Below are 8,658 nucleotides of genomic sequence, written 5' to 3' on the forward strand. Positions count from 1 at the left end.
CGCGCCGTTAGCTTCCAGTCGAGAAGTCGACAAGGAGCGTGTGATGAGTCAGATCAGTGCCGCCGGCGCGAGACGCCGCCGCGGCAGGGGGGTACGACGTCTGCTCGCGGCAGCCACCAGTACCGCGGTGCTCGCGGTCGGGTCGGTCACCGTCACCGTCCACCCGGCGGCCGCGGCCGCCCCGGTCACGGTGGACATGGTCAAGCTGCAGCACGAACTGTTCGCGGCGCACCTGCGCCAGCACAGCGGCAACGACAGCCTGAAGAACCTGGTGCTGAGCGCCTACATGGTGGGGAAGGCCCAGCACAGCCCGAACCTGACGTCCGATCAGTTGATCAGCGCGACCGGCCTGTTCTCCAACTGGTGGGACAAGAGCCTCGCCCCGTCCAGCGCCGAGGCGACCCTGGACAACTTCAACACGGCCCTCGACCTGGTGGCCGTCGCGGCGCCCGAGGGGAAGATCGCCATCGAGATCCTGAAACCCATGTACGACAGCCTCACCAGGGGCGACTTCAAGGAGTACGACACCTGGCAGAACCAGGTGGCCGGGGCGAAGTTCCAGTACCAGTTCATGTCGAAGTTCTACGGCGCGGCCGGGGACATCGTGGCCGGCAAGGTCCTCGATCTGGGGCAGAACCCGAACGCGGAGTTCTCCAAGGCCTGGGACTCCTACTTCGGTTCCAAGCTCCAGGTCCGCACCAGCTCGACGGTCGACGAACTCATGGCCGACCCCACGCTGACGGCCATGGTGAACACGAAGTTCATCCTCGAGCAGCAGGCGGGCAGCGACGGCTACCTCCACGAGATCATGAACCAGCTCGCCACCGCGGAGGACAGCCTGCACGACCAGATCGCGGAGGTGATCAAGAAGCAGGACGCCGCCGCGGGCGAGGACATCCACGTCACCGTCGTCACCTACCCGGTCGGCACCACCGCGGCCACCCCGCCGCCGTCCGTGGAGGAGAGGGCGAAGGCGAAGGCCAAGGAGCGCCAGGCCACCATCGACTCGATCGCGGCGGGCATCGACGTGCTCGCGGAGCTCGCCGGATTCGCCGATCCGGATGCCGGCAGGATCGTCGCGGGGGTGGGCCACGCGGGAATCCAGATAGCCACGGCGATCAACAACTACCTGCCCGAGATCGCCGGAAAGGGCCTGGCGGACGCGCTGCTGTCCACCAGCACGCTCGCGCTCACCGGGAACATCGCCGGCGCGATCGGCTCGCTGCTCCCGCTCTTCCGGGCCGGTGCCCCCACCCCCGAGCAGCAGATCCTCGCCGAGGTCGGAAAGCTGCGCCAGGACGTGTCCGACCTGCGCACGGAGATGAACCAGCAGTTCGGCCAGGTCAACAGGTCGCTGAGCATCATCTACTCCGACATGCTCACCCAGTTCGACCAGGTCCTCGCCCTCCAGCAGGCGACCGAGAGCAGGCTCATCTCGATCCAGGGCAGCCTGGACGGCATCAAACAGAGCATCGACGCCTGGGGCGGCGAGATCGTCAAGTCGTTGGGCCAGATCGACCTCAACGACGCCCACCAGGCCATGGACACCTACCTGGACTACTACCAGAAGTACGGCCAGCCCATCCCCAGCTACGACCAGTACGTGCACGCGGAGAGCACGCTCCACGAGGCCGCCACCGACAAGGTCCTCAACGCGCCGCTGGTTCTCTCGGCTTCCTCCTACCCCAATCTCGAAAGCGACCCGGGCGCGGTCCTCGACGCCTACGACCGGGGCGGTGCCGCCGGATTCCTGGCCTGGTACGGCAAGCGCCACTACGGGTGGCCCCTCGTGGCCGCGGACCCCGCGCACCCGGAGCTCACGCCTGCGGTCGCCGCCACGGCCGACTGGCTCTCCATCGCCAACGGGTACCAGCAGCTGATGGCGCAGAACAGCGGCTACGCCAAGCAGGTCAACACCGCCCAGGCCAGCCAGATCGTGAGCGTCGGCGACACCATCAACAAGTCGGCCCAGGCCCTGAGCGCCCCGCGGAGCCCGGCGAGCGCGGACGGCACCGTGACCAACCCGCTCTACACCGGTCTGGTCAGCGACTACAGGAACGCCGCGGACGCCTTCCAGGCCCAGCTCAAGCCGCTGCAGAAAGCGCAGACCGGCGACAAGGACTACCAGCTGTTCGGCACCGCGGACCAGGCGCTCCCGGCGGGCCAGAGCCCGACCGACCCGGGGAAGGTCCCGGCGTGCAACTCCTGGCCGTCGCAGCCGTCGCTGACCCGCCCCGGCAACGTCACCATCAGCAACGCGCCGAGCGCCCTGGCGTTCGCGCAGTACGCCCACCCCGACGGCCCCAAGCTGCGGCTGTGCCACACCTCCGGGCTCGCCGACGCGGAGACCTCCAGCACCGGAACCTGGGACATCACCACGGCCAACCTCCAGGTGACCATGCAGGTCGAACTCGACTGGGGCAACGACCACCAGGTCTACACCTCCTGGACCCGCAGCTGGCCGCTCGGCGTGGTGTGCCGGCAGAGCAACATCGGTGCCCCCGGTGGCTACTGCCACGACGAGAACTACTACCTCAACAAGTGGGACGCCACCTACGCGCCGTCCTTCACCGCCACCGGCACCGACTTCGTCCAGAACGACCAGGTGGCAGCGAACGCCCGGACCAGGATGACCCAGCTCCTCGCCGGGAAGCAGAAGGCCTACTACGACGCCGTGGTGCACGACCTGCAGACCGCGGGCACCCCGCTGTTCGGCGCCAACGCCGCGCTGACCAAGGCCCTTCGGCTGATCCAGGGCTACACCCAGGCGGGCTGGGCGACCGCGCTGCGGCAGGACGTCCAGCTGCAGCTGGTCGTCAACGGCGCGGAACGGCTGCCCGGTGACACCGGGGACGACACCGTCATCACCAACATCTTCCGCAGGGCGCAGGCGAACTACAGCGGATGCAACCCCCAGGGCGGCGCAGGCTCCCCGTGCAGCTCGACCACCGGGTACAGCCCGATGGCCGGACAGACGTACGGCTGGCTGGCCGGCTGCTCCGCCTGGGCGAGCAAGGCACCCCTGCCGGCCGACAAGCTCGCCGCGGACCCGGTGGGCAACACCGTCGAGGCGTACGCGCAGTGGGACGCCGGCTTCCTGGGCGGGTTGTACGAGCAGCACTCGAAGGAACTCGCCGCGCACACCTACACGGAGGCGGTCCCGGAGGTGCTGACCACGATGAGCGCGCTCAGCACGACCAACACCATCCTGCACACCTGACCAGAGCCCGACGGAATCGAGCAGGAACCTGGAATCGGTAGACATGACGACACGTAAGAAGATCCTGAGATGGGCGGGCGCCACGCTGGTCTCGCTGGCCATGGCCGCGACCCCGCAGACCGTCCACGCGGAACCCCGCCCGCAGCTCCCCGCAGCCTCGGCGGCGACCGCTTCGTCCGAGGACACCGCGCCGAAGGTCGCGGTTCCCAAGCCCAGCAAGCTGGAGAAGCCTCCGGCGGACTTCCCGAAGGCCCCCGAGAAGGCACCGGAGGGCAAGGCCCCGACGGCCACCGGCGCCCCGGCCGCACTCGCCCCGGCGATGCTCGGCAGCTTCGACAGGCTGGACCCGACTCCGAGCGGATTCCGGCTCCGCGGCTGGGCGGCCGACCACAACGCGCCGTCAGCCGCCCTGGCGGTGTACGCCTGGGACGACACCGGCCAGTCCACCTGGTCGACCGCGAACACCTACCGTTCCGACGTCGACCAGGTCTACCCCGGCCTCGGCAGCTACCACGGCTTCGACTTCCAGATCCCGCTGCCGTCCGCCCGGGCCGGGCACACCGTCTGCGTCAACGCCTACGCGCCGAGCAGCGGTTCGATCGGACTCGGCTGCCGCACCTGGGACACCCACGCCTTCGGCACGAACGAAGTGTTCACGACCGAAGTGCCCAGCCCGACCGGCACCGTGATGGTGGTACAGGGCTGGGCCATCGACCCGTACACGTCGGGAATCGCGACGGTCGTCGTCCGCCGCGACGGCCAGATCGTGGCCCAGAGCAACACGGGAGCGTCGCGGCCGGACGTCGCGGCATACTTCCCGGCCTACCCGATCGCCGGGTACAGCATCGGGGTCCCGCGCACCGCCACCAACGGCACGCACACGCTCTGCGTCTCCGCGCTCTCCGGCGGCGTCGAGCAGACCCTGAACAACGGCTGCACCACCTACACCGAGGACCACACCACCTACGGGTCGCTCGACAAGGTGACCAGGAACGGCGAGAACGCCCTGGTGGAGGGCTGGGCCCTCGACAAGGACCTGGGCACCTCGGCGATGCAGGTGGAGATCAGCGTCGACGGGCAGGTCGTCAGGACCGTCGCCGCCAACACCGAACGCACCGACATCGTCGCCGGCTTCCCCGGCTACGGAAGCGCCCACGGCTTCTCCACCACCATCCCCGCCCGGCCCGGCCAGCACACGGTCACCGCGCGGGCGATCAACCAGGGACCGGGTGCCGACGGGACCTGGTCCAAGATCTACGACAGCTCGCTGGGTGTCTGTCCGCTCAGTTGACGGCCTGACACCCCGGTTCCCCTCGCCCCGTCGGCGCGCTGCCCACGCACGCGCACCGGCGGGGCGACGAAAGTCGCCCGCCGGATCGCGTAGGGTCGGCCAAATGGCGAAGTACTTCGACGTGCACCCGCAGACCCCCCAGCCGCGCACCATCGGGACGGTGGTCGACAGCATCCGGTCCGGGGCCCTCATCGCGTACCCGACCGACTCCTGTTTCGCCCTGGGCTGTCGCCTGGACAACTACGAGGGCCTGGAACGGATCCGGTCGATCCGGCGGCTCGACGAGCGCCACCACTTCACCCTGATGTGCCAGGACTTCGCGCAGCTGGGGCAGTTCGTGCAACTGGACAACAACGTCTTCCGCGCCGTCAAGGCGGCGACCCCGGGCAGCTACACCTTCATCCTGCCCGCCACCAAGGAGGTGCCGCGCCGCCTGATGCACCCGAAGAAGAAGACGGTGGGCGTCAGGATCCCCGACCACCCGGTCACCCGGGCGCTGCTCGCCGAGCTCGGGGAGCCGCTGGTCTCCAGCACGCTGCTGCTCCCCGGGGAGGAGGAGCCCATGACGCAGGGGTGGGAGATCAAGGAGCGGCTCGACCACGTGCTGGACGCCGTGGTGGACTCCGGCGACTGCGGCACCGTCCCGACGACCGTGGTCGACTTCTCCGGCGGCGAGGCGGAGATCGTCCGCCGCGGGGCCGGCGACCCCGCGCGCTTCGAGTAGCAGCGGCACCCAGGCCGTGCCGCTCCGCACGATCTCCGCTGCCGCCCGGGTGGTGCGGCCCGGCCGGACCGTCCAGATCGCCGCCGCGACTGGACCTACCGCGACGCCGTCGATCCACCCGAAGATCGCGGTGCGCGCCGCCGTCCGGGTCGGCCATGGCCGGTCGCCGAGCGACTCCCGCTTCAGCGTGGCGAAGAACGACTCGGCGAGCGCGTTGTCCCGACACTGACCGGTGCGGCCGACCGACAACCGACGGTTCGCGGTCGCCCTCCACTGCCGCGTTCTCGGTCTGCTCCGTCCTGATCCTTCGGAGCAGCGGGCCGCAGGGACCGCCTCGTGGCGGCCCTCGGAGTCAGTGGCCTCGGCGGGGTCGAGCGGGAGGGCGTGGCGGCGCTTGCCTTGTGCGCGGTGGGCTTCTGGTGCGCTCGTACGGGGGGGTTTGCAGTCGGGCGCGGCCTATCGGTCGGTGTGTACCCGTACGGTCCTTGGTGGCCGGGCTTGTTGAAGCCGGAAGCGTTGGCTTGGGGAAGGACTTCACATGGTCGGGAACAAGGGGATCCGTACGGCCGGCTGGGTGGGGGCTGTGGTCAGCCTCCTCGTGGGAGGCGTGTGTACGGGGGTGGCGGGGGCGGCGACCGGCACCGGGACCAAGGTCACCGCGCCCTACGCGCAGGCTGCCGCCGTGGTCAACTCCGACGGCAGCATCAACCGGTCCAAGGGGATCGCGGGCGTCACCAAGCCGGCCGTCGGCCGGTACTGCGTCGAGTTGGAGGACAAGGCGCTGGACGTGACCCGCCTCGTCCCCGTCGCCACGTTGCAGTACACGTCGTTCGAGTACGGGATCAGGATCTCGATGTGGCCGGACCCCGTGTGCGGGACCCGCAGCGACACCTTCCTCGTCATCACCGGGAAGCCGGGCGTGTGGGAGGACCAAGCGTTCTCGATCGTCATCCCGTAGGCCCGCGGCGGCCACGCGGACCGTCAAGGCGGCTTCGTGTACGCGCTGTGGCGGTCCGCCGGCCCCGGGAGTCATTCCCGCCGGCGAGGAGTTCGACGTGGAGGCGGTCCCGCCCGGCGAGCGGTGCCCGCCGCAGGTCCCACCCGCTGGCGGCGGCGCCGACGGCGAGGGCGTCAGACGCGGACACGGACGTCGCCGGGTGGCTGCCGCGGGCCGAGGCGTACCGCTGCACCTACCTGACCGACTGGACCGTGGTGAAGGCCCGCTGGGCCCCCCGAGCATCGACCCGGTCGAGCCCGACACGCTGCACCGCCTCACCGCCGCCTGCCCGAACACCGAGCTCATCCTCACCCGCTGACCCAATCCGGCCGCACCGGAGATCCTTCGTGGTGGCCTGGCGAGTCGTCAGGGCACGGATTCCGCCGGAGGCGATCATGGCCGTGGCGGTCGGTGGGCCGCCGAGCCGGGCGAGGGCCGCGGTCGCGTGTCCGGTCCAGGCGAACGATGAGGAGACTCGCGGATGAAGACCGTTGTCCGCGGCGGCCCGCCGGCCACCGTGCCGGTGGCCGGGGTTCCGCTGCTCGCCGGGGCGCCGGCCCGGGCCGCCGAGCCGGTCACCGACGCCACCTGCGTGATGAAGGCCTACGGCGTGTTCGCCCATGCGGTCGGCCCCGCCGCCACCGTGTCGCGCCGGCTTGATCAGTTGGTGGCGCGGGCGGGATGCCGTGGGTATGGGCCAGTCATGAGGCCTGGGCCGTCGATGCGGGTGCGGGGTTCCGTTTTCCGCATGAGGACACATTCCGGGCATGCCTCAGGCGAGTGGCCAGTTGCGTAGTGCGGCGTCGGCCATCTCCCGGAGTTCATCGCGGTCGACACCGCTCGCGGCTTGTACGGCGATGCCGTAGGCGAAGGTGGTGAGGTAGCGGGCCAGTAGTCCTGGATCGGTCTGCGGAGGCAGGTCGCCTTCGTCGACGGCGCGCTGGAACCGCTCCTGGATGCAGCGGTAGCCGTCGTTGCGCCAGGCGACGAGGAGGTCGCGGACTTCTTGTCCGGAGCCGCTGGTGGTCAGTGCGCTCTGGACGCCCAGGCAGCCATTTGGATGGGCCGGGCGGGTGGTGGTTCGAACGGTGCCGGCCAGGATTGCGGTGGCGACACGTAGGGCGGTCGGTTCCTTCAGGGCTCGGGCGAGGTATGCGCTCGGGCCTTCGGTGTAGCGCTCCAGGACCCTGCGGAACAGCTTCTCCTTGTTCCCGAAGGCTGCGTACATGCTGGTGGTGGAGATGCCCATCGCGTGCGTCAGCGTCGCCGTGCTGGCTCCCTCGTAGCCGTGCTCCCAGAAGACCAGCATGGCGCGCTCCAAAGCTTCGTCGGCATCGAACCCTCGGGGGCGGCCGATGAGGCCGCTCTGCTGCTTCTCCACCCCTGCAGCCTACCTTTTCTGTAGCGATCGCTGCGGAAGTGCTACCGTTCTACTTCCGCAGCGATCGCTACAGAAGTAGATGGGGCTCACCACGTGGGACTGATCGAGGGGAGGGCCGCTCTCGTCATCGGGGCAGCACCGGGATCGGACCGGCCGGTGACGCCCGACCGGCGGCCGATGGCGCCCACGTGTTCATCACCGGCCGCCGGAAGACCGAACTCGACGCGACCGGGAAGCACTTGGTCCGGCGCCCCCGAGGTGACCGGAGACATCTCAAGCGAGCACGCCACCGGTTCGACGACGGCGCTGCGGTCATCCTGAACGGCTCTACCGACGTGGACGTCGGCGGTGATTCGCCCGGCGTGTATGCGGCAACCCAAGCGGCCGCCCAATCCGGAGCCGCCCCACAGAAGGGTCACCCTTGTGTCCGACGGAGATCTGCGCGCTTTCTACCTGCGCTACATCGAGGCGCTCAACGCCCACCAGTTCGGCGGCATGGACGAGTTCATCAACGACCGGACCACTCTGAACGGTGAGCCGGCCACCCGGGACGACCTCATCGCGGTTCAAAAGCATGACGTGGACGCGGTTCCGGACCTCCACTGGGAGCTCAAGGAACTGCTCTTCGACGGTGACCGTCTGGCCGCGCGACTCGTCAACACGGGTACCCCGGTGAAGGAATGGCTCGGCGTGGCTCCTACCGGCACCTCGTTCGAGATCACCGAGTACGCCATCTACCAGGTCAGCAACGGTCGGTTCGTGCACATGACCGCCCTGCATGATGCCGGCGAACTTCGCCGGCAACTGACCGGCTGAGTTCCGGATCAGCGCCAGCAACGCACAGAACAGTCCCACCATCGCCAACGGCCCAGCCTGGCCGCATGACTCGTAGGGGTACGCATGACCATCACTCTGATCACCGGGGCCAACAAGGGCATCGGGTTCGAGGCGGGTCTGTAAAAAGAACGGTGTAACTCCCGATCAAGGAAGTAGCACCTGATGACAGACGTGACCGTCTCGGCCGAGGCCGTGGAGGCCGGGCGGC

The 8,658-nt window shown here is 69.3% G+C and carries 7 protein-coding genes and 1 pseudogene; 7 read left to right on the top strand and 1 reads right to left on the bottom strand.

Going from position 1 to position 8,658, the window contains the following annotated elements:
* Positions 1–43 precede the first annotated feature (43 nt).
* The 5 genes from AB0K51_RS14895 (at position 44) to AB0K51_RS14915 (ending at position 6,193) form a co-directional block, all read left to right on the top strand.
* Positions 44–3,220 (top strand): hypothetical protein, encoded by a 3,177-nt coding sequence (locus AB0K51_RS14895; RefSeq protein WP_363454412.1) that lies wholly within the window; start codon positions 44–46, stop codon positions 3,218–3,220.
* Between the two features lie 43 nt (positions 3,221–3,263).
* Positions 3,264–4,511, top strand: a complete 1,248-nt coding sequence (locus AB0K51_RS14900; RefSeq protein WP_363454414.1) for a hypothetical protein — start codon at positions 3,264–3,266, stop codon at positions 4,509–4,511.
* Positions 4,512–4,614: 103 nt separating this feature from the next.
* On the top strand, positions 4,615–5,235 hold the full coding sequence (locus AB0K51_RS14905; RefSeq protein ID WP_363454416.1) for an L-threonylcarbamoyladenylate synthase: 621 nt from the start codon (positions 4,615–4,617) through the stop codon (positions 5,233–5,235).
* Between the two features lie 16 nt (positions 5,236–5,251).
* On the top strand, positions 5,252–5,464 hold the full coding sequence (locus AB0K51_RS14910) for a hypothetical protein (RefSeq protein ID WP_363454418.1): 213 nt from the start codon (positions 5,252–5,254) through the stop codon (positions 5,462–5,464).
* Between the two features lie 309 nt (positions 5,465–5,773).
* Complete coding sequence (locus AB0K51_RS14915) at positions 5,774–6,193, top strand: hypothetical protein (RefSeq protein WP_363454420.1); 420 nt, start codon at positions 5,774–5,776, stop codon at positions 6,191–6,193.
* 811 nt (positions 6,194–7,004) lie between these two features.
* Here AB0K51_RS14915 and AB0K51_RS14920 read toward each other — a convergent pair.
* Entirely contained in the window at positions 7,005–7,613 is a 609-nt protein-coding gene (locus tag AB0K51_RS14920; protein WP_363454422.1) for a TetR/AcrR family transcriptional regulator, read from the bottom strand.
* Positions 7,614–7,706: 93 nt separating this feature from the next.
* On the opposite strand from AB0K51_RS14920, the pseudogene AB0K51_RS14925 reads away from it, so the two are divergent.
* Together AB0K51_RS14925 and AB0K51_RS14930 are read left to right on the top strand one after the other, a co-directional pair.
* Positions 7,707–7,840 (top strand): annotated as a pseudogene (locus AB0K51_RS14925) (short-chain dehydrogenase); the annotation flags it as partial.
* Positions 7,841–8,036: 196 nt separating this feature from the next.
* Positions 8,037–8,429: an ester cyclase gene (locus AB0K51_RS14930; RefSeq protein ID WP_363454424.1), complete on the top strand. Its 393-nt coding sequence runs from the start codon at positions 8,037–8,039 to the stop codon at positions 8,427–8,429.
* The last annotated feature ends 229 nt before the right edge of the window (positions 8,430–8,658 follow it).

It is taken from the genome of Kitasatospora sp. NPDC049285 (assembly GCF_040678815.1).
Lineage (GTDB): Bacteria > Actinomycetota > Actinomycetes > Streptomycetales > Streptomycetaceae > Kitasatospora.

Coding starts and splice junctions, on each gene's coding strand:
- AB0K51_RS14895 (WP_363454412.1), top strand. CDS start 44: ATGAGTCAGATCAGTGCCGCCGGCGCGAGACGCCGCCGCGGCAGGGGG.
- AB0K51_RS14900 (WP_363454414.1), top strand. CDS start 3,264: ATGACGACACGTAAGAAGATCCTGAGATGGGCGGGCGCCACGCTGGTC.
- AB0K51_RS14905 (WP_363454416.1), top strand. CDS start 4,615: ATGGCGAAGTACTTCGACGTGCACCCGCAGACCCCCCAGCCGCGCACC.
- AB0K51_RS14915 (WP_363454420.1), top strand. CDS start 5,774: ATGGTCGGGAACAAGGGGATCCGTACGGCCGGCTGGGTGGGGGCTGTG.